Raw genomic sequence first — 24,350 nt, forward strand, 5'->3', positions numbered from 1 at the left:
TTTATAATTTATTAATTTATTTGATACCAAAACTAAGATTAGACCTACAAAAATAAATCCCCCAGAAGTTTAAAAAATATTAAAATAAGACATAAAAAATCAACTAAAAACAAAGCTGAAAATCAACATTATAACTGTAAAAATCCTCGTTTAACTACTCAAAAAAAGATTTATAGTGGGAATTTTATTAATTATTTAATCTAAATTATAAGGCAATAAAATGCTAAATATGTAGTTTTGAACTTTAGAATAACATTTAAATACCAAAATTTAAAAAACATTTTTATGAAAAAAATAATTGTAGCCGCTGTATTGTTCCTAGCAACATCAGCAACGATGAATGCTCAACTTTTAAAATTAGGAGTAAAAGCTGGGGTTAACTTTGCTAATCAAACTGGAGGAAACTTTGATGGAATTTCAGTTGATAAAGAAGGAATTACAAGTTATCATGCAGGTCTTGTTGCAGAAGTAAAATTATTAGATAAATTTTCTATCCAGCCTGAACTTTTATACTCTACTGTAGGAGCGAAATATAAATTTGATGAAGTAAGTGAGGACATTAAAAATGAATTAGGATACATCACAATTCCTGTAATGGCTAAATTTTATTTAAATAATACTTTTAGCATCGAAGCTGGTCCACAAGCATCTTTCCTAGTTAGTGAAAGAGATAATTTTAATGTTAATGACGGTGAGACTTTTGAATTTGGTCTAAATGCCGGATTAGGAGTAAAACTTACTGAAAGCATCTTTTTACAAGGACGTTATGGAATAGGACTAACTGAAGCATCAAAAAATGCTGACATTAAAAACTCTGTATTCCAGATTTCAGCAGGATTTATGTTCTAAAAGAATATCACATACTTTTATAAAAACCGTTCTATTAATTAGAGCGGTTTTTTTATTTTTACAAAGTTCAATGGCAAAAATCAATTGCAATACCAATGACAATGGCAATGACAAAATCAAATAAAAATATAATACCTCAACATAAATAATTTAAACATGAAAATCTGCATTATCAACGGACCCAATTTGAATCTTTTAGGAAAACGTGAACCGGAAGTTTACGGAAGTCAAACTTTTGAAGATTATTTTGAAACGTTGAAAGAAAAATTTCCAAACATTGAACTTTCTTATTATCAAAGTAATATTGAAGGCGAATTAATTGGAAAAATTCAGGAAGTTGGTTTTTCGTTTGATGGAATTATTTTAAATGCCGGTGCTTATACGCATACTTCTATCGGTTTGGGTGACGCGATGAAAGCCGTTACCACTCCGGTTATCGAGGTTCATATTTCCAATACTTATGCTCGTGAAAGTTTCAGACACCAATCCTATTTATCTGGAAATGCAAAAGGTGTTATTCTAGGCTTTGGACTAAAAAGCTACGAATTGGCGATTCAATCTTTTTTATAAATATTGTCTCTTTGAGCGAAGTCGAAGGACTTATCCACTGTGAAAAGCTTCGACTTCGCTCAGCCTGACAATCGAATTTTTATAGCTAAACAATAGAACTCTACAATTCATTAATACACTTATTTTAATTTAACAAATTATTAATAAGCTCGTTTTTAAGTTATTCTATTTTTGTAAGAGAAACCACTTACATGAGAAACTTTACATTATTTGCCTTTTTATTATTTTCAATTTCTACTTTCGCCCAAATCAAAGGAACTGTTACCGATGAAAAGGGAAATCCGTTACCTTTTGTTTCTATTTTTGAAGAAGGAACTTACCGCGGAACGACTTCAAACGAGCAGGGACAATATCAGCTTCAGGTAAAAGAAATCGGTAAAAATCGAATTGTTTTTCAATATTTAGGTTTTAAAACTCAGAAAATTACAATTTCTCCTGATTCCAAAATTATTACTTTAGATGTAAAACTAATTGAGGAAAGTTTTGCTTTAAATGAAGTTGTTATTGATCCTAAAAACAATCCGGCCAATGCCATTATAAAAAATGCTATTGCCAACAAAAAGGAAAACTCAGATAAAACGGCAAGATTTACTGCCGATTTTTATTCGAAGGGGATGTTTAAAGTAAAAGATCTTCCTAAAAAAATACTGGGTCAAAAAGTCGATCTTGGACCAGATATGGCTTCTAACCTTGATTCTACAGGATCTGGAATTTTATACCTCTCCGAAACTGTTTCTAAAATTACTTTCGAAAAACCATTCAAATTAAAGGAGAGAATCATTGCTTCTAAAATTTCCGGAAACAATCGGGGCTACAGCTACAACACAGCAGCATTATCTACTTATGACTTTTATGATAATACCTTAGATTTTGACGTTAAAATGATTTCTCCGATTGCAGATAATGCTTTCAACTATTACAAATACAAATTGGAGGGAAGTTTTTACGACGACAATAAAAACCAGATTTATAAAATAAAAATTATTCCAAAACGAGATAAAGAACCTGTTTTTGAAGGCTATATTTATATTGTTGATGATAGTTTTGCGATTTATGCCATTGATTTAGATATTAAGGGCTACCGAATGAAAAATGAGTTTACCGAAACTATGTCTTTAACACAGAGTTTCAGTTATAATGCGAAGAATAAAATCTGGTCCAAAAATGCACAGACACTTTCTTTTACTGCGGGTATTTTTGGAATAAAATTTAACGGTAAGTTCAATTATGTTTATTCGAATTATGAATTTCCATCTTCTTTTGAAAAGAAAACTTTTGGAAACGAAATTGTTTCTTTTGAGGCCAATGCCAATAAAAAAGATAATGCCTTTTGGAATGAAATCCGCCCTATTCCGCTAACAATAGAAGAAAGTAATGATTACACGAAGAAAGACAGTCTTCTCACCATTAGAACCTCAAAAAAATATACCGACTCTGTAGATGCTAAAAGCAACAAATTTAAGGTTTGGGATATTTTAATGGGTTACGATTATAAAAACACTTTTAAAAAACATTATTTTAATTATGACGGCTTATTGAATATTGCTTCTTTAAGTTTCAATACTGTTCAGGGATTCAACTTAGATACCGGTTTCTCATTTAGAAAAGAAAATGAAGAAAAAGGAAAATCTACTTCTATTGGTACAACATTTAATTATGGTTTTTCAGATGAGCGTTTTAGGGCAACCGGATATTTCTCTCATAAGTTCAACAATATAAATTATGCCACAATTGGAGCTTCGGGCGGGACGAAAGTTGCTCAGTTCAATAGTGGCGAACCCATTACAAAACTGGTCAATTCAGTAAGTTCTTTATTTTTTAAAGATAATTATATGAAATTGTACAATCTGGAATATGCTCAGGTTAATTATTCTCAGAATGTTTTAAACGGAGTTAATCTTTACGGAAAAGTGGCTTACGAACAACGAAAACCTCTTTTTAACACCACTGATTATTCTTTCTTTAAAAGAGACGATTTGTATTCTTCTAACAATCCTCTTGATCCAAATGATTTTACGAATGCTCCATTTGAACAGCACCATTTGTTTAAAACAGCCATAAATGCGCGAATTAATTTTGGAAACAAATACATTTCAAGACCTGACGGAAGATACAATTTCACAGATGACAGATATCCTACTGTAATGTTAGGTTTTGAAAAAGCTTTTGCCGCCAGTGAAAAGAAATATGAATTTGAGAGAATAGGCGCTGCCGTACAATATGATTTGAATTTAAACAACAAAGGTACTTTGGGAATGAATTTCAGAGCCGGAAAATTCTTTAATGCCGAAAATATCGCTTTTATTGATTACAGACATTTTAACGGAAATCAAACCCATATTGGAACCACTGGTCGTTATTTAAACGTTTTCAATTTAATGCCATATTACACCAACAGCACAAATGACCGTTATTTTGAAATGCATCTGGAACATAATGACAACGGATATGTTATGAATAAGATTCCGTTATTAAATCTTCTAAAATCGACTATGAATCTTGGGTTTCATTCGTTGGCCATTCCTGACAGAAAACCCTATACAGAATTCACGGTTGGTCTAGACAATTTAGGTTTTGGCAAATTCAAATTATTCCGTGTAGATTATGTGCATTCTTACCAGGGCGGCATTCAGCAAAACGGAGTTGTGTTTGGATTGAAGATTTTGAATGCGTTAGACTAGGCACAAAGGTGCAGAGGAACAAAGGTTCAAAGGAAAAGTGTGAATACTGTAAAAATGTTTCTACTATATTAAAAATGACAAACATGCATAAAAAATCCGTTTATTCTTATAGAGTAAACGGATTTTTTTATTTTAAACTTTGCAAAGAAATTTAGATTTTGCAAAAACTTTATGCCTTTAAAATTTTACAACTTTGAAACTCTCTAACAATTATAATCATCTGGTTCAACATGAATTAATACATGTCCTAATTCAGGATTTTTTTCTCTCAATGTATCTTTCAGTTTATGTGCTAAATCATGTCCTTCTTTAACAGATATCTTTGCTGAAACAATAGCATGGAGATCGACATGATACTTCATTCCAGCTTTGCGGATAAAACATTTTTCAGTCCCCAAAATCCCAGGAACAGTAAGAGCCACAACACGAATCTCTTCAACCAAATCCTCATTCAAATTTTCATCCATAATTTCGCCAAGTGCTGGTCTGAAAATTTTATAACTGTTATATAAAATAAAAAACGCTGCAAAAAGAGCAGCCCAGTCATCTGCTGATTCGTAACCTTTTCCCATAATCAAGGCTATCGAAATTCCGATAAAAGCGGCAACAGAAGTTATGGCATCGCTCCTATGATGCCATGCATCAGCGGCCAAAGAAGAACTATTGGTTTGTTTGCTTCTTTTCATTACCAGACGAAAAGAATATTCTTTCCAGATAATAATAGCCCCTAAGACATATAATGTCCAGGATTTTGGCAAATCGTGCGAAGTTCCAATATTAGCAATACTTTCGTATCCAATAATAGTAGCCGAAGTAATTAAAAAACCAACCACCAGGAAAGTAATCAGAGGCTCTGCACGACCATGACCATACGGATGATTTTCATCGGCTGGTTTATTAGAATACTTGATTCCGAATAAAACCAGACAGGAAGCAAATATATCTGTAGTTGATTCTATTGCATCTGCAATCAGGGCATAAGAATTGCCAAAAAAACCTGCCAATCCTTTTATCAAGGCCAGGCAGGTGTTTCCTATTATACTAAAAATAGTAGCTTTTACAGCTTTTTGTTCGTTTGTCATTTAACGAATATTATTTTTTTTCGCCACGAATTACACAAATTACACGAAGATTAACTTTGTGTTTTATTTCACTAATTTTTTAAAATTAAATTTGTGCAATTGAATTTCAAAAAATAAAAATTAGTGCAATTCGTGGCTATAACTTTTTAAGCTCTTACGATTTTTGCGCCGATTGCTCTTAAACGCTCGTCAATACGCTCGTATCCACGGTCGATTTGCTCGATATTCTGGATTGTACTCGTCCCTTTTGCAGAAAGCGCCGCAATCAATAATGAGATTCCCGCACGAATATCAGGAGAAGACATTGTAGTTGCTTTCAACTGAGATTCGAAATTATGCCCCATAACCACAGCTCTGTGCGGATCACATAACATAATTTTTGCTCCCATATCAATTAATTTATCCACGAAGAATAAACGGCTTTCGAACATTTTTTGGTGAATCAAAACATCTCCTTTTGCTTGCGTTGCCACCACTAAAACGATACTTAATAAGTCAGGGGTAAATCCTGGCCATGGAGCATCGGCAATAGTTAAGATAGAACCGTCAATATCTGTTTTTACTTCATATCCGTCTTTGTGAGCCGGGATATAAATATCATCATTACGTTTCTCAACAGTAATTCCCAGTTTTCTAAAAGTGTTTGGAATCAAACCTAAATTCTCCCAGCTTACATTTTTGATTGTGATTTCGCTTTTTGTCATAGCCGCAAGACCAATCCAAGAACCAATTTCGATCATATCAGGAAGAATTCTGTGCTCGCATCCTCCAAGGCTTTCAACACCTTCGATAGTTAATAAATTAGAACCAACTCCTGTGATTTTAGCTCCCATAGAGTTTAGCATTTTACATAACTGTTGTAAGTAAGGCTCACAGGCAGCGTTGTAAACTGTAGTTGTTCCTTTTGCTAAAACTGCAGCCATTACAATATTTGCAGTTCCGGTTACAGAAGCTTCATCAAGAAGCATATCTGTTCCTTTAAGACCTCCCTCAGGAGTTTCTACTCCGTAAAAATGATCCTCTCTGTTGTATCTGAATTTTGCTCCAAGGTTAATAAAACCTTCAAAGTGTGTATCTAATCTACGACGACCAATTTTATCTCCTCCTGGTTTTGGAATATATCCTTTTCCGAAACGAGCTAAAAGCGGTCCAACAATCATAATAGAACCACGAAGCGCTCCACCTTCTTTTTTGAAAGCTTCAGTTTCTAAATATCCAACATTAACCTCATCTGCCTGAAAAGTGATTGATCCAGGTTCGTTACGTTGAATTTTCACCCCTAAATTCCCCAACAAAGTGATTAATTTATTGATGTCTATAATATCAGGAATGTTATTAATTTTTACTTTCTCTCCTGTCAGCAGCACGGCACATAAAATTTGTAATGCCTCATTCTTTGCTCCCTGCGGAGTGATTTCTCCTTTTAAAGGAATTCCTCCTTCGATTTTAAAAATTCCCATAGATTTCTTTTAGGTTCTTTCAAAGTTTCTAAGATTCTGAGACCCTAAGGTCCTAAGTAAAAAACTTAGCAACTTAGTATCTTAGCAACTTAGCAACTCTTTTACTTTTGATTATTGTTTTTTTGAAAATTCTTTTTTTGTCCGCCTTTGTTGTTATTCTTGTTATTCTGAGCTTTTGGCTGTATTCCGGAAGCTGTTTTATTCGACATGCGCTTATTGGTACGCATTAAATCAGTTGTATTTAATAACTCCTCTGTGCTGTGCAGTAAGTTTATTTTTCCTCCTGATAATTCGTATAAATGCTCAAAAATCACATCATCTTTTACCGTGTCTTTGTTCCAGCTCAGGAAAGACTTTTTCATGTGGTTGGCAATTACCATTACCAAAGCATTTTTCATTTCGCCTTCTTCCCATTTATTGGCAACATCAATCATGTATTTGATGTTATTTCCATAAAATCTGTATTTTGGAAAGTTCTGTGGATATTGCAAAATCTCCGGTTTTAACTGCAAAACGTCTCTTGACGGAATTGGGTATGGCGACTCAACATTCAGTTTGAAATCTGACATAATAAAAAGCTGATCCCAAAGTTTATGCTGAAAATCCGGCACATCACGCAAATGCGGGTTTAGACTTCCCATAACCTGAATGATATATTTTGCCGCTTTGTTACGCGTTTCATCATCTTCGATTGCAGTAGCCTGATCTATCAGTTTTTGTAAATGACGACCATACTCCGGAATAATTAAGCGTTGTCTTTCAGAATTGTATTCTAAGTTATAAACAACGTCACTTGCGGCTTCTCTTTTATATTTTTCGATCATAAGTTATAATGAAACTATACCTTCAATTGTAGAAACTTCTTTGTATTTACTGATCACATCATCTGAGCTGTGCATCGTAACATCTATAGAAACACTGGTAAATTTACCTGTTTTCGATTTTGTTGTTTTAATAACTGCCCCCATTCGATCAAAAGCTTTTTCAACGCGCTCTACATTATCGGCTACAGAAGGTACAATAAATTTGTATAAATATTCTGCTGGCCAAGTGTTTGCGTTATCAAGCTCTAATTTTAATCTTTCGTAAAATTCGGCTGTATTTTTTTCGTTATCGTTCTCCATTCGTAATTAAAAATAAACGCAAATATACGGTTTTGATTTCAGATTTCAGAGTTTAGATTTTAGATTTTTTGACTCTAAAAATGAGTCTATTTTTTTGCCACAAATTACACTAATTAACACAAATTATTCATTCCTAAAATTCAATTTCCTTAATTTTAATTAACTTGGCAAATCAAAAAACAAAAATTAGCGAAAATTTGTGAAATTGCTTCGCCTGTTCACTCTCGTTCGAGTCGTGGCAGAAAAACTTTTCGACTTTGCGAGATTAAAATACATTACAATGAAAAAAATCCTTTTACTTTTTATCGTCCTAATATTCAACAATATCCAAGCACAAGAAGTCAAAACGCTGACTTATTTCCAAAATGACACTTTAAAACTGGATTTAGATTTATACATGCCAAAGAAAAAAGCTGGCGAAAAAATCCCTCTAATTATGTTTGCTTTCGGCGGAGGATTTTCCGGTGGAGAACGTACAAGCGAAAAAGATTTTGGAAAATTCATGGCGCAAAACGGTTATGCGGTTGCAAGCATTTCGTACAGTTTATACATGAAAGGAAAAGATTTTGGTTGTAAAGGAACTTTGACCGAAAAAATAAAAGCCATTCAAATTGGTGTGAGCGATATGTGGCAGGCAACTGCTTTTTTAGTCGAAAATGCAGATAAATATAATCTTGATACTTCAAAAATCTTTATTTCCGGAATTAGTGCGGGAGCCGAAATTGGTTTCCATGCTTCATTTTGGGATTATAAACTGATGAATCTTTACAAAAGTAATTTGCCTGAAAACTTTACATACAAAGGATTTATTGGAGGTTCCGGTGCTATTCAGGATATTAATTTGATTACAAAAGAAAAAGCGATTCCGATGTTATTGGCACATGGAAGCAATGATGACACAGTTCCGTATGCTGCGGGTTCACATCGTTCTTGTCCAACAAATGCTTCGGGCTGGCTGATTCTTTTTGGTTCTTATTCGGTTTATAACCAAATGAGAGATTTACATAAAGACATCGAACTCATTACTTTCTGTGGCGGCGGACATGAATTCTCTGGTTACCTTTTTCATGACGGACAGCAATATGTCTTAGATTTCGTAAATGATGTTTTGAAAGGGAAGAAGTTTGAGTCGCATTTGATTCAGCATTCTAAAAAAGGAAAAGGTTCTGGAAAGTATTCTTTTTGTGAGTAATTTTTTCAATTCTCATTTAATTTCCTGCAAAGTTTCCAAAACCTTGTAGGTATAAAATATATGCAGAACCTAAGGCTCTTTAAATCTTGTACTTTTATTATATCGACGAATTAAAATTCGTCCCTACAATATTTTTCGAGCCTATGGCTTTTTTTTTATAAGTTCCATCGAAACGAAATAGTATAGAATTAAAAAAAAAAAACGAAATACCTACAAGGTTTTGAAAACCTTGCAGGAGTTAGTCCCTACAATATTCTTCGAACCTACGGCTCTTTTTTATAAGTTCAATAAGAACGATTTATTTTGTAGCAACGGATTTCAATCCGTTGTTTTGAATCGACATTTAAAAAGAGTTCCATTGGAACGAAACATATAAAATTGAAAATCGAAATATACCTACAAGGTTTTCAAAACCTTGCAGGAGATGGCGCTTCAAAAAATAATTCCAAAAACAAAACCATGCTTCTCCTCTAGCCCTGATGGAAGCGGAAATCCTTTTGCTTTTTTCTTTAAAAAGCAAAAGATTGGAGCGGACAGCAGGAACCCATGCCTGCTAAAAATGCCAAATCTTTCGCTTCTTATAAATATTCTTTTTAATTACGAATAAGTTTAGGTAAATTTGCGCTTTATTTTTAGAATAGTGCAAAAAGAAATTATAGTCCTACTTGGCGGTCCCGGTACTGGAAAATCAACACTTATTAACGAATTGGTAGCTCGTGGCTTTTGCTGCTATCCTGAAATCTCCAGACAGGTTACCATGAAAGCACAACAGGAAGGCATTGAACAATTGTTTCTGGAAAAACCTCTTTTGTTTAGCGAAATGTTACTGGATGGTCGTATTCAGCAATACAAAAGTGCTCTTGAAGAACCTGATAATATTGTCTTTATTGACAGAGGTATTCCTGATGTTGTAGCTTATATGGATTACATTGGAGACGAATATCCGGACAGTTTTACAAAAGCTTGTGAAGACTATAAATACACTAAAACTTTTATTCTGCCACCTTGGGAAGAAATTTACCAAAGCGACGCAGAACGTTATGAAAATTTTGAGCAGGCTGTTAAAATTCAGGAACATCTTATTGAGACCTATAAAAAATACGGTTACGAACTGATTGAGGTTCCAAAAGATACGGTTGAAAACAGAATTCTTTATATCTTAGACAAAATTTAGTAAAAGGTTTTAAAGTTGCAAAACTAGAACTGTTTTCTAAATTTTTAACTTTAAAACTAATGCAATGCTCGGAGCGCAGGATATTCTTCTAAAATACTGGAAACACGACAGTTTTAGGCCGTTGCAAAAAGAAATTATCGATTCGGTTCTGGAAGGACAGGATACTTTTGCGGTGCTTCCGACGGGTGGCGGGAAATCGATTTGTTTTCAGGTTCCAGCTATGATGCAGGAAGGAATTTGCTTGGTTATTTCGCCTTTGATCGCTTTGATGAAAGATCAGGTAATGAATCTTCAGAAAAGAGAAATTAAAGCTATTGCTCTTACCGGTGGAATTCATACCGAAGAAATCATAGATTTACTGGACAATTGTCAATATGGAAATTATAAATTTCTATACATGTCGCCTGAAAGACTACAATCAGACTGGATTCTCGAGCGTATCAAAAATCTTCCAATTAATTTAATTGCTATTGACGAAGCGCATTGTGTTTCGCAATGGGGGCATGATTTTAGACCGGCATATCTTAAAATTTCTGAACTGAAAAAATTCTTCCCTAAAATTCCTTTTCTGGCTTTAACTGCTACAGCAACTCCGAGAGTTATTGAAGATATCAGAACGCAGTTAGAACTAAAAAATCCTAGACATTTTCAACAATCATTTGAGCGTAAAAATATTGCTTATATGGTTTTTGAAGTAGAAGATAAATTGTATCGAACAGAACAAATCCTGAAAAAGAATCCGCAACCTTCTATTATATATGTTCGAAATCGTAAGGCTTGTTTGAATATGTCTTCGCAATTGCAATCACTTGGATTCACTTCGACTTATTATCACGGCGGACTTTCGGCAAAAGAAAAAGACAAAAACATGCAGTTGTGGATGTCTCAACAAGCGCAGGTTATCGTAGCAACGAATGCTTTTGGAATGGGAATTGACAAAGACAATGTTAAAACGGTTATTCATACGCAGCTTCCTGAAAACTTAGAAAATTATTATCAGGAATCTGGCAGAGCAGGACGAAATGGCGCTAAAGCATTTTCGGTTTTGCTTTACAATAATTCGGATATGATCCAGACTGAACAGCAGTTTATCAATATTCTTCCTGATAAAAAGTTCCTGAAAACGATGTACGTTAAGCTTTGTAATTATTTTCAGATTGCTTATGGCGAAGGTCTTGATGAATCTTTTTCTTTTAAATTGAATCATTTTTGCAATAAATACGACTTCCCTACTTTAAAAACTTATAATGCTTTGCAGTTTTTGAGTCAGCAGGGAATTATTACCATGTCACAGGAATTTTCTGAAAAAATTAATATTCAGTTTTTGATTGAATCTAAAGAGGTAATTCGATACATGAGTCTGAATCCAAATGATGAAGAAATTATGCTGGCCATTTTGAGAACCTATCCTGGTGTTTATGAAGTAAAATCAAATCTGAATTTAGGATTGATTGCTAAAAAATCTAATCATACCGAAGAACAAGTTGTTGCGGTTTTAGAAAAATTAAAGGAAAAGGAAATTATCGAGTACAAATCTAAAAACAACGACGCTACTATTTTATTTAATGAAGTCCGCGAAGACGATCTTACTATAAATAGGGTTTCAAAATATTTAGAAAAACAAAATCAAGTTAAAAAAGAACAGCTTCATTCTGTTTTACATTATATAAAAGACACCAAAACTTGCAAAAACAGATTGGTTTTGAATTATTTTGGAGAAGAAACCAACGAAAACTGCGGTATTTGTTCATACTGCATTACCCAAAAAGGAAAAATTACAGAAGCAGATTCGATTGCTGATAAAATTTTATCACTTTTAAAAACAGCTTCTTTGACTTCGAGAGAAATTGAAACCCAAATCAAAATGGATACAAAAGACATTATTTCGGTTCTTCAGGAATTGCTCGAAAACAATCATATCATTATACAAGCGAATAATAAATACACTTTAAAATCATAATGGAGAAATTGAGAATTATTTTTATGGGAACTCCCGAATTTGCTGTCGGCATTTTGGACACCATTATCAAAAACAACTACGAGGTTGTCGGCGTAATTACTGCTGCAGATAAACCGGCAGGACGCGGACAAAAAATAAAATATTCGGCTGTAAAGGAATATGCACTTGCCAATAATCTTACTTTATTACAACCAACCAATTTAAAAGACGAGAACTTTTTAGAAGAATTAAAAGCCTTAAATGCTAATTTACAAATTGTTGTAGCTTTTAGAATGTTACCAAAAGTAGTTTGGGAAATGCCAAGTTTAGGAACATTCAACCTTCATGCCTCTTTATTGCCAAATTATCGCGGGGCGGCACCTATTAACTGGGCAATTATAAATGGAGAAACCAAAACCGGAGTTACCACTTTCTTTATTGATGATAAAATTGACACTGGTGCAATGATTCTAAATTCTGAAATCGCAATTGAACCGGAAGAAACTGCAGGACAATTACATGATCGTTTGATGCATTTAGGAAGCACAACCGTTATTGATACTTTAAAAGTTATTGAAACCGGAAATGTAACCACTACAATCCAGGAAGATAACGACGAAATCAAAACGGCTTATAAATTAAACAAAGAAAACTGTAAAATTGACTGGACAAAATCCGGAGCAGAAATCAATAATCTGATTCGAGGATTAAGTCCATATCCTGCTTCCTGGTGTTATTTAAAAGATCAAAACGAGGAACTTAACATCAAAATTTATGAGGCAAAACTGATCTCAGAGTCCCATTCTTATGAGATTGGAAAATTAATTAGCAGTAAAAAAGAAATCAAGATTGCAATAAAAGAGGGTTTTATTCAGTTATTAAGTTTACAATTTCCAGGAAAAAAAAGAATGCTTGCTTCAGAAATATTAAATGGAGTAAGCTTTTCAGATGCCGCAAAAGTCTATTAACGTCAGTAAAACAGGGGTTTGTACTTGATTTTTATCGATGAATAACATTCTTTATGAACAAAAAAAGCAAGTTATTAACAATTTTTGCTAAAATTAAAGAAAAGACTTGCACGCAACGGATTTCCTACTAAATTTGTGTATTAACAATTTTTTTTAACCAACAATTAATAACTAATTATTATGAACAAATCAGAATTAATCGATGCTATCGCTGCTGATGCAGGAATTACAAAAGCTGCGGCGAAATTAGCTTTAGAGTCTTTTTTAGGTAACGTAGGTACAACTTTGAAAAAAGGAGGAAGAGTTTCATTAGTAGGTTTCGGATCTTGGTCAGTTTCTTCTAGAGCTGCTAGAGACGGTAGAAACCCTCAAACAGGAAAAACTATTAAAATCGCAGCTAAAAATGTTGTAAAATTCAAAGCTGGTGCTGAATTAGAAGGTGCAGTGAACTAAGTAAGAAAGTTCTCTAAACTTACAATATAATTAAAACCTTCCATTAGGAAGGTTTTTTTATGCGGTTTAACGATTTTTTTTGTGATTTTAATTTTTTTATGATTAAATTTAATAAAAATTGTAACCGTATGATTTCAGAAAAATTAAAAAAAGGACACCTGCTTATTGCCGAGCCTTCAATAATTGGAGATTTATCTTTTAACAGATCGGTAATTTTATTAGCAGACCATAACAAAGAAGGATCAATAGGTTTTATAATCAATAAGCCATTAAAATATACTATTAGTGACTTAATACCGGAAATTGATGCCAACTTTAAGATATACAACGGAGGACCTGTAGAACAAGACAACCTTTATTTCATTCACAATATTCCTGAATTAATCCCAAATAGTGTTGAGATTTCGAACGGAATTTATTGGGGAGGTGATTTTGAATCTACCAAAGACCTTATAAACAGCGGTGCTATTAGCAAAAACAACATTCGCTTTTTCTTAGGGTATACTGGTTGGGACGAAAATCAGTTGGAAAATGAAATGCAGGGAAACTCCTGGATTATTGCTGATAATAATTATAAGAACAAAATTATCGGAAAATCCACTACGCACTTTTGGAAAGAGCAGATTATTGAGCTTGGCGGTGATTATCTTATTTGGTCTAATGCACCTGAAAATCCATATCTGAATTAATTTTCAGAAATGGATTCATTTAGTTTCTGCACTAATAAATGAGCCAGATTTACTTTAAACTCCTTTTTTCGATATTTAGTTATCGGCTGTATCCCTGTGATTACATTTGTCAGAAATAATTCGTCTGCTTTCTGAAGATCAAACGGCGAAATTATTTCTTCTGAAACCTCTATGCCTTCTACTTTCTTAGCTAGAGCTAAAATTTGTTTGCGCATTATTCCGTTTAAAGCTCCTTCTGAAACCGGCGGTGTAATCAGTTTATTTCCTGAAACCATAAAGATATTTCCCTGAAGTGCTTCAACTACGTTTTTGCTGTCATTCAGTAAAATACAATTCGCAAGGCCGTTTTCCTCTGCAAAAATGCTTCCTGTTATATTAATCATTTTATTAGTCGTTTTAAGCGACGATAATAATTGTTTTGTAACATAGAAGTCTTTATACAAATCTACTTCGTATTCATTTGTATTTATACTATATCCTTTATTTCCAAGAGAAATGGCGTTTATTAAAAAAGAAATATCATTTGTTTTAGGAAGATACAAACCACCATCTTTTCTAAAAACAGTGATTCTGGCTCTTGCTGAAGCGGAAATATTTAATTGGTTAACCAAATTAAGAATTTGTTCTTCAAAATATTCCATGGTAAAATCCATAGGAATCATCATTCTAACGACACGCATTGAAGCCATCAGTCTAAAATAATGATCCTCGAGAAACAAGATTTTTCCGTTGACAATTTTTACTGTTTCAAATATTCCGTCACCATACAAAAAAGCGCGGTTTAGCGTTAGTATATTGTCTTCCTGCGCTATGTTTCCGTTAAAATTAATCATAAAAAAACCCTGAATTTTGTTCAGGGCAAATATAAGGTATAAAATAGACTTTTACTAAACAGATCCTATAAGATGTTTCAAGTCTGAGATTTGATTCTCCCACAATTGTTTAGCTTCTCCTAATTCTTCTTTTTCTGCAAAATCAACTACCATTAATGATACATCTTTAGTTAATTCATCAACTAAAATATGAAGTTCAAAAAAGTAATCAGTGTCTTTACTGCTTTCGTCAACCCATTTAAATTTTACTTTTTCACCAGATTTTTTAGATGCCAGACGGGCTTTTTCCTGTGAATCATTCCAGATAAATGTAAAAAACTCTCCTCTTGAATTAACATTGTCAGCAAACCATTCTTGTAAACCTGACGGAGTTGATATATATTGATACAATAATTGCGGCGAAGAATTGATCGGAAACTCTATTTCGTAACGTATTTTTGACTCCATGTGCTACTTTTAATTTTTTTGGAAATATAAGAATATATGTCCAAAAACAATGCGTTTTTAAAAATATTTTTTTTTCTTCATTTTATGCTTGCACGCTTTAATATTATTTCTATCTTTGCACCCGCAATCAGGAATTCATGATAGCAGTCCAGGCGAGGTAGCTCAGTTGGTTAGAGCGCAGGATTCATAACCCTGAGGTCACGGGTTCAACTCCCGTCCTCGCTACAAAAGGCAAAACCCTTAAACAGAAATGTTTAAGGGTTTTTATTTATAATTTTCTTTCACTCAAAGAAAGACTAACCTGAATATTGAACATTTCAATATTCAATCTATAAACTATTCATAGGATAACAATCATCGTAATATAAATTTCGAATAGCAGTTACATCAATATCAGACAATTTATTTCTGATTATTTGAGCCTCTTTTAACTGACCGTAAAATCTATTCCCATTTATAAGTTCTATTGAAAATCGTTCCGCTATAGCATAAGTACCTTTCTGAAAATCAGAAGAACATACAAACATTCCGTTCTTATGCCCATTTATTATTAATGCTCCTAATAAAGATCGTATTTGTTCTAACTTAATTTTATTCTTTGATCTTTTAACTTGAACACCTATAGTTGAATTATTATTTCTTAGAACAACATCAATCCCGCCATCATTTGTGTATCCAGAACAAATCGTATCATAACCAAAGTCCTTATAAACATCCGCAACCAGCTTTTCAAAAAGTCTTGGATTTACATCAAATCTATTTTCATAATTTCTCACTAAATAATTTCTCACTTCCGACAAGGGCAAATCTGATTTATTGTAATCTAAGTTTTTCAACGATCCATTTAAACCAAAAAAACATTCCACATTTGCCACTGAGCCCCCACCCAATATCTTTCTAAAATTTTCCACCATCCACAAACTAAACAACTTCCTAAAATTGTGTTCTCATAATTCAAGTTCGAAATAATTCTGAAATTTTTTTTTTCAAAACCTCCATGAATGTTCTCCATGATTATTCTATGTCCATTAAAGCGATGTTTAATATCGTTCAAGGAAACATTTAAAATCTGATCAATTTTTTGAATTAAAAGTTCAGTTTTACAGTAAATACATCTAGTATTATGTCTGCTATCGGATGTGAATTTTGGATTTATAGAATCAAGATACATAATGTTTACCGATTTAAAAATGAAGGATTTTTAAAATTAATATGTAACACAAAAGTATTTATAGCATTACAACGAATAAATTACAATTAAATTTTATCATATGAATGGAGTAGCCTATAAAGCTAAGCAGATATTATAAAAATTACTTAGATTTACAACACGAAAGAAATGTTATTCAAAAATTGATTTCAATTGCATTAAAAATAAATGAAATCAGAAACTAATTACAAAATTTAAAATAAATGAGCCAATATCCTCTTCCGTTATTGCCTTTACAACATGAAGTAGAAAGTAAAGCAGTACTTAAAAAACTAGCATTGGCTCACAAGGCACTAGCTGAACTCAATGGTGTTGCTGAAACTATCCCAAATGAGGTTATTATCTTAAACACACTTTCTCTACAAGAAGCAAAAGACAGTTCGGCAATTGAAAATATCATTACAACACATGATGAACTATTTAGCAGTGATAATATAGCACAGCAATTTGCTAGTTCAGCTGCCAAAGAGGTTTATAATTATGCTTCTGCTTTAAAAGAAGGGTTTATAGTTGTTCGTCAAAAACAAATTATTACTTGCAATCATATTATAGAAATTCAAAGTGTACTTGAAGAAACTAAATCTGGTTTTAGAAAACTTCCTGGTACAGCACTTAAAAATGGCGAAACTGGAGAAACTGTTTATACTCCACCGCAAAACCATGATGAGATTGTTAATTTGATGAGTAATCTGGAAACATTCATAAATGATGATACTTTGACCGATATTGACGCACTTGTAAAAATGGCAATTATTCATCATCAGTTCGAAAGCATTCATCCATTTTATGATGGAAATGGGAGAACTGGAAGAATAATTAATATTTTATATCTTGTGAAAGAAAATTTACTCCACTTACCTATTCTTTATTTAAGCAGATATATAAATCAAAACAAAGGAAATTATTATCACTTATTACAAGAAACCAGAATAACGCACAATTGGGAACCATGGATTTTATTTATGCTTGAAGCAATAGAACAAACCTCAATTCAAACGACTGGTATTATCAGAGGAATTAAAATCTTGATGATGGATTACAAACAAAAAATCCGAACAAATTTGCCAAAAATGTATTCTCAAGATTTAATAAATAATTTATTTAAACATCCGTACACCAAGATTGATTTTCTAGTTCAGGATTTGGATATTACCAGACAAACAGCATCAAAATACTTAGATCAACTTATAGATATTCAGTTAGTAACATTACATAAAATAGGAAAAGAAAACTTTTACATTAATACAGCATTATACGACTTTTTACACAATGCACCTCAACAGTTTAAATTTAAATAAATTTATATTTTAAATATATGCTCATGTAAAAAAAACTTAAAAAACTTAACATGTTAAAATTCTCATGTTAGAAAATTTCAAAAAAGTTAACACGTTATAAATCTCATGTTAATCATAAACACATTCTTAAGTCCAATATAATCCCAATACTTTTTTTAAAGTGGTGCTTTTTTTATTTACAAATCTTTGTAATTTGTACTAAATTTGTAACTTATAATGCAGCATAAAAAACATCAAACCCACTTTTTTCAATCTAAGTATTTTAGTACCAAATGGATATAGTAAAATTTAAAATCACATCAAAAACGATAAAAGTAGAAGTACGTAATTCGAATAATTATGTTTTCAATTTTAATACTGCTTTAGATATTGCAAAAGAAGACAAAGATGTTTTATTAAAACTATACCACGCTTTAGATCTTTTGTTCAAAAAAGAAACTCCTCCTGAAGTGAAAAATTATATTTCGCCTAACCAAACCAATATATTAGATCAGATTTCTGATATTGATAAATTTGAGCAGGACAATAAATAATTTTTTATCTACTTAAAACTACAGTCATTAATTTGATTTAAATATTTGAAACCCTCAGACTTTTGTTTGAGGGTTTTCTTTTTACTGCACTTTTTCATAATAAAACATTACCTTTAATCTGTATCCGTAAAAAAAGTATTTTCTGTATCTGTACCCAAATCTAGAATCGCAATAATTTTGCTAAAAAAAGATATGGAGTCTACAGCATCAACACAGGAGAAAACGACATTTAAAGAAGTTTATATATTTGATATGGAGGTTTTGCAAAATATCTTCATTCAAAATAGGGGTAAAAAAACAGATGACAAAATGCTTTTTGGAATCCCTTTTCTTCTCAGTAAAAAAAGCAATAAAATCAATGCCTTTACGAGTTTGATTTTGGATCAAAAAAATGAAATTCAATTTAAGATTTATGATGACGGAAGTCTTACTGATGAAGAAAAGATAACATTCAACGAATACATTCTAAATTTTCTAAAGAAAAAAAGAAGCGCCAATTTCAATAACGCTTTACAATTAAAACAAAGCACAGAACATTTTGTTCATTATCTCAGTTTTTAAATGTTTTATGAAAAACCAAAAATGAAGAACAATCAAACATTATATTTAAAAATTGCCAAAATAATTGAAGACCAGATTCACAAGGAAACTTTGGTACTTGGCGACAAACTGCCTTCTGTTCGAAGTGCGCAGAAATTGTATAATGTTAGCTTAAACACCATAAAACAAGCTTACCTGGAACTGGAAAGCCGTTCGCTTATAGAATCACGTCCAAAAATGGGCTATTATGTGAGTAAGAGCGCGCTGCGCACAACTACACTTCCAACCATTGCGAGTATAGACAATCACGAAAACAAAGATACGCCTGAAGAACTTATTCATAAAGTTTACGGCACCATCGATAAATCTGACATTACCCAGTTTGCACTTGGATTGCCGGGAAAGAATTTCCTTCCGATTGCCAAACTCAACAAAGGAATTATAAATGCCGTCCGCAATAGAGGCGATGCAGGCACTCCTTATGAACCGGTTCAGGGATCAGAAAATCTTCGGCGGGCGATTGCAAAATGGGCACTTGTAATGGAAGGAAAAATTACAGAAGATGATCTGGTTATTACTTCAGGAGCCATGCATGCCATGTACAATGCTTTAATGGCTGTAACTTCTCCGGGAGATAGTGTTGCTGTAGAAAGTCCTGCCTATTTTGGAATACTTCAGGCAATTAAAGCTTTAGGTTTAAAAGCAGTTGAAATTCCAACGCATCCTTTACACGGATTAGATCTTGATGCTTTAAAAAAAGTGCTTCCGGAAATTAAAGCCTGTTGTTTTATTACCAATTTCAATAATCCGATGGGATTTCAAATGCCCGACGAAAACAAACGTGAATTGGTAAAACTGATAACACAGTATAATGTTCCATTGATCGAAGATGATATCTACGGCAATTTGTACTTTGGTTCAGAACGTCCGAAGCCTTGTAAATTTTATGATGAAGCAGGCTTGGTTTTGTGGATCGGCTCTGTTTCTAAAACGCTTGCACCGGGATATCGAGTTGGATGGATTGCCCCTGGAAAATTTAAAGATAAAATCATTCGCCAAAAACTGGTGCAAACCGTTTGCAATTCTTCTTTGTTTTCGGATGTTATTAGCGACTTTCTGGAACACGGACGTTACGATCATCATCTTAGGACATTCAGGAATAAACTCTACACCAATTATCTTCAGATCAATCGTGCAGTAGAAACTTATTTTCCTGACAACACTAAAATTGCACAGCCAAAAGGTGGTTTTATGCTTTGGCTTGAACTGGACGAAAGAATATCAACAACAGCATTACACACTACAGCCCTGTCTCAAAAAATCAATTTTGCGCCTGGAAGAATTTTTTCGCAATACAATCAATACAATAATTGCATGCGACTTACTTATGCTCTGGAATGGAATGAGCGCGTAGAATCGGATTTGGGAAAATTAGGCAGAATAATAAAAAACAGTATTTAACATTATGAAAAATAGCGATCAAATCGAAATCGTAACCTATAATCCGAAGTACAAAAAAAGTTTTAAAGACTTAAATATAGAATGGATTTCAAATTATTTTGAGGTCGAGCCAAATGATATCAAAGCGCTGGATCATGCCGAAGAGTATATTATAGCAAAAGGAGGCGAAATTTTTTCGGCTGTTTTAAATGATGATGTTCTGGGCGTTTGTGCTTTAGTCAAAAATAATACTGAAGATTACGATTACGAATTAGCCAAAATGGCTGTAAGTCCAAAAGCACAAGGAAAAGGCGTTGGATTGTTATTGGCACAATCTGCAATAGAATGGGCTTCTGAAAAAGGTGCTTCCAAAATATATCTGGAAAGCAATACCAAACTTCAGCCCGCTATTAAATTATATGAAAAATTAGGTTTTAAAGAAATCAAAGGCATCTCATCAAGTTACAACAGAGTTGACATTCAAATGATGCTTATTCTTAATTCTTAAACTGAATTTTACTGGACTATTGCATTAAAAGCAAAAGTGGACTATTCAAAATGTTGTAGAGAAAAATATATTTGTAATCAATTTTGAAAACAATGAATATACATATTATACAACACGAAACATACGAAGCTCCTGGCGCTTATTTGAATTGGGCAACAGAACGAAACTATAATGTATCTTTTTCTAAAGTATATCAAAATGATAAACTGCCGGATGATATCGATTTTATAGACTTGCTTATTGTTATGGGCGGTCCGCAAAGTCCAAATACCACTCTTGAAGAATTTCCTCATTTTGATGCATTGGCTGAAATTGCTTTAATCCAAAAATGTATTACTGCTAAAAAAGCTGTTGTAGGAGTTTGTCTGGGTTCACAATTAATTGGAGAAGCTTATGGCTCAAAATTCAATCATAGTCCTGAAAAAGAAATTGGAGTCTTCCCTATTTCTTTGACCGAAGAGGGAATAAAAGATGAAAAAATCAATCATTTTGGTTCCGTTTTAAACGTGGGACATTGGCATAATGATATGCCGGGTTTAACAAAAGAAAGTAAGGTTCTGGCTGTAAGCGAAGGCTGTCCTGTTCAGATTGTTTCGTATTCGAATCTTGTTTATGGTTTTCAGTGCCACATGGAATTGACAACAGAAGTAGTTGCCCTTTTAATTGAAAGTGAAACTGATTTATTAGCTAAAAGTAAGCAATATCAATTTGTTCAAAATCCTGAAACGATTTTAGCTTACGATTACAGTGAAATGAACACGAAGCTTTTTCAATTCCTTGACAAACTTATAGAAGCTTATAAAAATTAGTATTTACTTCAGGAAAAGATTGAAAAACATGCACTCTAAAATAATACAAAAAAAGCCACAAATTCATTTACTTATGATTTGTGGCTTTTTCTGTTTGTATTTGATCAAATTGGTGTTTGTATTTCTTGAATAAGGTATTCATAACCAAAAGCACTACTCCTACTCCCAATAAAACTAATGCCCTGATTAAGAAATCAGAATTAGAAAGATCAAAAAACATTAATCGTATGACGCAGACTCCAGCCAAGAAAGAGAAACATAGCGGAAGTATTTTTCTTTTAACATAATTCCAAGAATTAATAATCCGAGAGATTCTAAAATCCAGAAGAACGTTAAAATTCCTTTGTCGAATGTGAGATATAAAAACAATCCAATACTAAAAGTTGCCAGATAAATAATGATACTGTTTTTGAATGGGAAATCTTCAATGAATTTGTAAACGATAAAAATATACAGTGCCAGCAGTGCAAGTATAATTAGATACACAAACTCGTATCTGGATTCAAAATATTAAACTTATTAAACAAGACGACAATGCACACGATTAAGGCAAAAAGAATAAAATTCTCCATAGTTTAGGTTTTGGTTGGGGCTGATGTAGAAATTATTGGTTTAATTCAATTTTTAAATGAAAGATTTAAAAGGAATAAAACCATTTTTCTTTTTGACAGAAATGATGTTTTCGAATATCTTCTTTCTGAAATTAAAAAAACATCCCATTTACTGTAACATTTTCTCAGAACAGCGTCAAAATATAGAATTAAATTACGGTTCTTTGTAACTTATTACATTCACAATACTAAACTGATAATTTTTGAATGCAATAATATTGAAACCAATGAGTTTAGATTAGTTAAAAACTGGTCGCGATATTTTCGTTATGGACAATAAAAAGTTTATTTTAAGTTTGAAAAAAGGGAATGAGGAAGCCTTCAAAAAGGTTTACTTCGACTACTATGATAAACTGATAAATATTGCCAGACGATTTAATCTTACGGTACTTACACCAGATGACTTTGTTCAGGAAAGTCTTTTACGATTGTACAACAAAAGAGAATTACTCAACGAAGATGTTTTGTTTGACAAGCAATTATATACCATTTGCAAAAACATTATCATCAATCATGTTAATAGAGAAAACAAAATAGTACAACTTGATCCTTTGCACGTTGATATCTTAGATGAAGAAACCGATTCAGGTATTTTTGAAGAAAGAAAAGAAAAACTACAAAATTTTATCGATCAGCTTCCTGAACAGCAGCAAAAAATATTTACTTTACACAAACTGGAAAACCTTAGCTATAAGGAGATTGCAGAAATGACGGATCTTTCTGAAAAGACCATCGCCAATCATATTTACCTCGCCAGTAAATTTATTCGAAAAAAAATCGAAAACCATTAGGAACTTTTTTGTTCTCGTTTGTTATCTATAAAAACAAGAACAAAAAATGCATATTGAGGCTTATAAAACCAATGTCAGAACAAAAAAAGATGCCAGTTTACTTGTAGCACTTTTACAGTTCGTTATTTCCGACTGTATTATAAATTTTGATTTCACAAAAAGAGAAAGAATTCTTAGAATCGAAACCAACAGAGAAATTAAAGAAATGGTTTATGGTGTTTTTACCAAACAAGGATTTTACTGCAAAAAGCTCTAACCCCCAACAAACATGGAAAAGGAAAATTTTGATGATGAGTTTGATAAATTATGGAACGAAACCCCAGCTTCACATTCAGATGAAATAAAAAAAGCTTCGTGGGACGAATTTCATTCTAAGACTTTCGCCGAAAAGAAACGCAAATCGCAGCCGTGGCGTTATCTCGCTGCAGCATCTGTATTTATTTTTGTTTTGATTGGAACTGGAATCTATTTCAACAATCAGCCTTTGGAAGAAAACACAATTGCATCAACTGAAAATGTCATTGAAAATACTACATCAAAAATTAAATATGTAGTGCTGCCAGACAGTTCAAAAGTAGAATTGAGTCCGAACTCTAAAATTTCTTACGGCAACAATTTTGCTTTAAACAGAAAAATTCAAATTGATGGTGAAGCTTATTTTAAAGTAAAAAAAGACAAACAGCATCCATTTCAGGTTTTCTGTAATGAAACTACCACTACAGTTTTGGGAACATCTTTTATTGTAAAAGAATCCGAAAATGAACAAATAACGGTTGAACTTTTTGAAGGAAGTGTTCAAATGAATGTAAAAGGTCAGGATCAAAAATGGATTTTAAAACCAGGCGAGAAATTCACGTATGGAAATCAAACTGCATCGGTAACCGAATTTAGCCGCTTTATAGATTTTGAAAATGAAAAACTAACGAACCTCAATCATTATATTGAGGAGAACTATGGTTATAAAGTGATAATTCCAAGTGAATATCTGAATCAGAAAATCACAATCCGAATCAATAAAAAAGAAGATTTAAAAACAATTGTACAATTAATATCAGAAATGTATAACCTAAACTTTGAAATAAATGAAGATTTAAAGCAGATTACTTTTCGGTAGAAAAGAAAAAAGGATGTAAGCCGCGAAACTCCACA

The 24,350-nt window shown here is 32.7% G+C and carries 27 protein-coding genes and 1 tRNA gene; 20 read left to right on the plus strand and 8 right to left on the minus strand.

Features of this window, described 5'->3' with window-relative positions; all coding sequences use genetic code 11:
* Window positions 1-285: 285 nt before the first annotated feature.
* From HYN56_RS00670 to HYN56_RS00680, 3 genes are all read left to right on the plus strand, one after another.
* A complete protein-coding gene (locus HYN56_RS00670; protein ID WP_109190428.1) occupies window positions 286-849 on the plus strand; it encodes a porin family protein in 564 nt (187 codons plus the stop codon).
* Window positions 850-1,005: 156 nt separating this feature from the next.
* Complete coding sequence (gene aroQ, locus HYN56_RS00675; protein WP_109190429.1) at window positions 1,006-1,419, plus strand: type II 3-dehydroquinate dehydratase; 414 nt, start codon at window positions 1,006-1,008, stop codon at window positions 1,417-1,419.
* 191 nt (window positions 1,420-1,610) lie between these two features.
* Window positions 1,611-4,100, plus strand: coding sequence for a DUF5686 and carboxypeptidase regulatory-like domain-containing protein (locus tag HYN56_RS00680; protein ID WP_109190430.1), 2,490 nt, complete (start codon window positions 1,611-1,613; stop codon window positions 4,098-4,100).
* A 203-nt stretch (window positions 4,101-4,303) separates the two neighbouring features.
* Here the strand turns inward: HYN56_RS00680 and HYN56_RS00685 are convergent, their stop codons facing one another.
* From HYN56_RS00685 to HYN56_RS00700, 4 genes are all read right to left on the minus strand, one after another.
* Window positions 4,304-5,182 (minus strand): cation diffusion facilitator family transporter, encoded by an 879-nt coding sequence (locus HYN56_RS00685; RefSeq protein ID WP_109190431.1) that lies wholly within the window; start codon window positions 5,180-5,182, stop codon window positions 4,304-4,306.
* Window positions 5,183-5,328: 146 nt separating this feature from the next.
* Complete coding sequence (gene murA / locus HYN56_RS00690) at window positions 5,329-6,642, minus strand: UDP-N-acetylglucosamine 1-carboxyvinyltransferase (RefSeq protein WP_109190432.1); 1,314 nt, start codon at window positions 6,640-6,642, stop codon at window positions 5,329-5,331.
* Between the two features lie 101 nt (window positions 6,643-6,743).
* Window positions 6,744-7,466, minus strand: coding sequence for a DUF4290 domain-containing protein (locus HYN56_RS00695; RefSeq protein WP_109190433.1), 723 nt, complete (start codon window positions 7,464-7,466; stop codon window positions 6,744-6,746).
* 3 nt (window positions 7,467-7,469) lie between these two features.
* On the minus strand, window positions 7,470-7,766 hold the full coding sequence (locus tag HYN56_RS00700) for a DUF493 family protein (RefSeq protein ID WP_109190434.1): 297 nt from the start codon (window positions 7,764-7,766) through the stop codon (window positions 7,470-7,472).
* 280 nt (window positions 7,767-8,046) lie between these two features.
* On the opposite strand from HYN56_RS00700, the gene HYN56_RS00705 reads away from it, so the two are divergent.
* The 6 genes from HYN56_RS00705 to HYN56_RS00735 all read left to right on the plus strand — a co-directional run bounded on the left by HYN56_RS00705 (window position 8,047) and on the right by HYN56_RS00735 (window position 14,181).
* Window positions 8,047-8,958, plus strand: coding sequence for an alpha/beta hydrolase family protein (locus HYN56_RS00705; protein ID WP_109190435.1), 912 nt, complete (start codon window positions 8,047-8,049; stop codon window positions 8,956-8,958).
* Window positions 8,959-9,598: 640 nt separating this feature from the next.
* A complete protein-coding gene (locus HYN56_RS00715; RefSeq protein ID WP_109190437.1) occupies window positions 9,599-10,132 on the plus strand; it encodes an AAA family ATPase in 534 nt (177 codons plus the stop codon).
* A gap of 64 nt (window positions 10,133-10,196) precedes the next feature.
* Entirely contained in the window at window positions 10,197-12,092 is a 1,896-nt protein-coding gene (locus HYN56_RS00720; RefSeq protein WP_109190438.1) for a RecQ family ATP-dependent DNA helicase, read from the plus strand.
* Entirely contained in the window at window positions 12,092-13,039 is a 948-nt protein-coding gene (gene fmt, locus HYN56_RS00725; RefSeq protein WP_109190439.1) for a methionyl-tRNA formyltransferase, read from the plus strand. Before HYN56_RS00720 ends, fmt begins: the two co-directional genes overlap by 1 nt.
* A gap of 180 nt (window positions 13,040-13,219) precedes the next feature.
* Window positions 13,220-13,492: an HU family DNA-binding protein gene (locus tag HYN56_RS00730; protein ID WP_008464760.1), complete on the plus strand. Its 273-nt coding sequence runs from the start codon at window positions 13,220-13,222 to the stop codon at window positions 13,490-13,492.
* A 128-nt stretch (window positions 13,493-13,620) separates the two neighbouring features.
* The gene (locus HYN56_RS00735) at window positions 13,621-14,181 is read left to right on the plus strand and encodes a YqgE/AlgH family protein (RefSeq protein ID WP_091497270.1); all 561 of its coding nucleotides are present in this window, start codon (window positions 13,621-13,623) and stop codon (window positions 14,179-14,181) included.
* On the opposite strand, the gene HYN56_RS00740 is transcribed toward HYN56_RS00735, so the two are convergent.
* Together HYN56_RS00740 and HYN56_RS00745 are read right to left on the minus strand one after the other, a co-directional pair.
* Window positions 14,178-15,014 (minus strand): aminotransferase class IV, encoded by an 837-nt coding sequence (locus HYN56_RS00740; RefSeq protein WP_109190440.1) that lies wholly within the window; start codon window positions 15,012-15,014, stop codon window positions 14,178-14,180. The genes HYN56_RS00735 and HYN56_RS00740 overlap by 4 nt on opposite strands.
* A gap of 54 nt (window positions 15,015-15,068) precedes the next feature.
* Window positions 15,069-15,461 carry an START-like domain-containing protein gene (locus tag HYN56_RS00745; protein WP_091497265.1) on the minus strand — a complete coding sequence of 131 codons (393 nt, stop codon included), beginning with the start codon at window positions 15,459-15,461 and terminating at the stop codon, window positions 15,069-15,071.
* Between the two features lie 151 nt (window positions 15,462-15,612).
* On the opposite strand from HYN56_RS00745, the gene HYN56_RS00750 reads away from it, so the two are divergent.
* A tRNA-Met gene (locus tag HYN56_RS00750) sits at window positions 15,613-15,686 on the plus strand.
* A gap of 104 nt (window positions 15,687-15,790) precedes the next feature.
* On the opposite strand, the gene HYN56_RS00755 is transcribed toward HYN56_RS00750, so the two are convergent.
* Window positions 15,791-16,297 (minus strand): restriction endonuclease, encoded by a 507-nt coding sequence (locus tag HYN56_RS00755; protein ID WP_167398256.1) that lies wholly within the window; start codon window positions 16,295-16,297, stop codon window positions 15,791-15,793.
* 577 nt (window positions 16,298-16,874) lie between these two features.
* Here HYN56_RS00755 and HYN56_RS00760 point away from each other — a divergent pair.
* From HYN56_RS00760 to HYN56_RS00785, 6 genes are all read left to right on the plus strand, one after another.
* The gene (locus HYN56_RS00760; protein ID WP_109190442.1) at window positions 16,875-17,969 is read left to right on the plus strand and encodes a Fic family protein; all 1,095 of its coding nucleotides are present in this window, start codon (window positions 16,875-16,877) and stop codon (window positions 17,967-17,969) included.
* Window positions 17,970-18,241: 272 nt separating this feature from the next.
* A complete protein-coding gene (locus HYN56_RS00765; RefSeq protein WP_109190443.1) occupies window positions 18,242-18,502 on the plus strand; it encodes a hypothetical protein in 261 nt (86 codons plus the stop codon).
* A 192-nt stretch (window positions 18,503-18,694) separates the two neighbouring features.
* Complete coding sequence (locus HYN56_RS00770; protein ID WP_109190444.1) at window positions 18,695-19,063, plus strand: hypothetical protein; 369 nt, start codon at window positions 18,695-18,697, stop codon at window positions 19,061-19,063.
* Between the two features lie 21 nt (window positions 19,064-19,084).
* A complete protein-coding gene (locus HYN56_RS00775; protein WP_109194689.1) occupies window positions 19,085-20,503 on the plus strand; it encodes an aminotransferase-like domain-containing protein in 1,419 nt (472 codons plus the stop codon).
* Between the two features lie 4 nt (window positions 20,504-20,507).
* Window positions 20,508-20,990, plus strand: a complete 483-nt coding sequence (locus tag HYN56_RS00780; RefSeq protein ID WP_109190445.1) for a GNAT family N-acetyltransferase — start codon at window positions 20,508-20,510, stop codon at window positions 20,988-20,990.
* A 92-nt stretch (window positions 20,991-21,082) separates the two neighbouring features.
* Window positions 21,083-21,799, plus strand: a complete 717-nt coding sequence (locus HYN56_RS00785) for a type 1 glutamine amidotransferase (RefSeq protein ID WP_109190446.1) — start codon at window positions 21,083-21,085, stop codon at window positions 21,797-21,799.
* Window positions 21,800-22,018: 219 nt separating this feature from the next.
* On the opposite strand, the gene HYN56_RS00790 is transcribed toward HYN56_RS00785, so the two are convergent.
* The gene (locus HYN56_RS00790; RefSeq protein ID WP_109190447.1) at window positions 22,019-22,285 is read right to left on the minus strand and encodes a hypothetical protein; all 267 of its coding nucleotides are present in this window, start codon (window positions 22,283-22,285) and stop codon (window positions 22,019-22,021) included.
* A 142-nt stretch (window positions 22,286-22,427) separates the two neighbouring features.
* Here HYN56_RS00790 and HYN56_RS24985 point away from each other — a divergent pair, with 142 nt between their 5' ends.
* The 4 genes from HYN56_RS24985 to HYN56_RS00805 all read left to right on the plus strand — a co-directional run bounded on the left by HYN56_RS24985 (window position 22,428) and on the right by HYN56_RS00805 (window position 24,315).
* The gene (locus HYN56_RS24985) at window positions 22,428-22,580 is read left to right on the plus strand and encodes a hypothetical protein (protein WP_167398257.1); all 153 of its coding nucleotides are present in this window, start codon (window positions 22,428-22,430) and stop codon (window positions 22,578-22,580) included.
* Window positions 22,581-22,679: 99 nt separating this feature from the next.
* Window positions 22,680-23,201, plus strand: coding sequence for an RNA polymerase sigma factor (locus tag HYN56_RS00795; protein WP_109190448.1), 522 nt, complete (start codon window positions 22,680-22,682; stop codon window positions 23,199-23,201).
* Window positions 23,202-23,247: 46 nt separating this feature from the next.
* Entirely contained in the window at window positions 23,248-23,457 is a 210-nt protein-coding gene (locus HYN56_RS00800) for a hypothetical protein (protein ID WP_109190449.1), read from the plus strand.
* Window positions 23,458-23,469: 12 nt separating this feature from the next.
* Window positions 23,470-24,315: a FecR family protein gene (locus HYN56_RS00805; protein ID WP_109190450.1), complete on the plus strand. Its 846-nt coding sequence runs from the start codon at window positions 23,470-23,472 to the stop codon at window positions 24,313-24,315.
* Window positions 24,316-24,350: the final 35 nt, after the last annotated feature.

The organism is Flavobacterium crocinum (assembly GCF_003122385.1).
Taxonomy (GTDB): domain Bacteria; phylum Bacteroidota; class Bacteroidia; order Flavobacteriales; family Flavobacteriaceae; genus Flavobacterium; species Flavobacterium crocinum.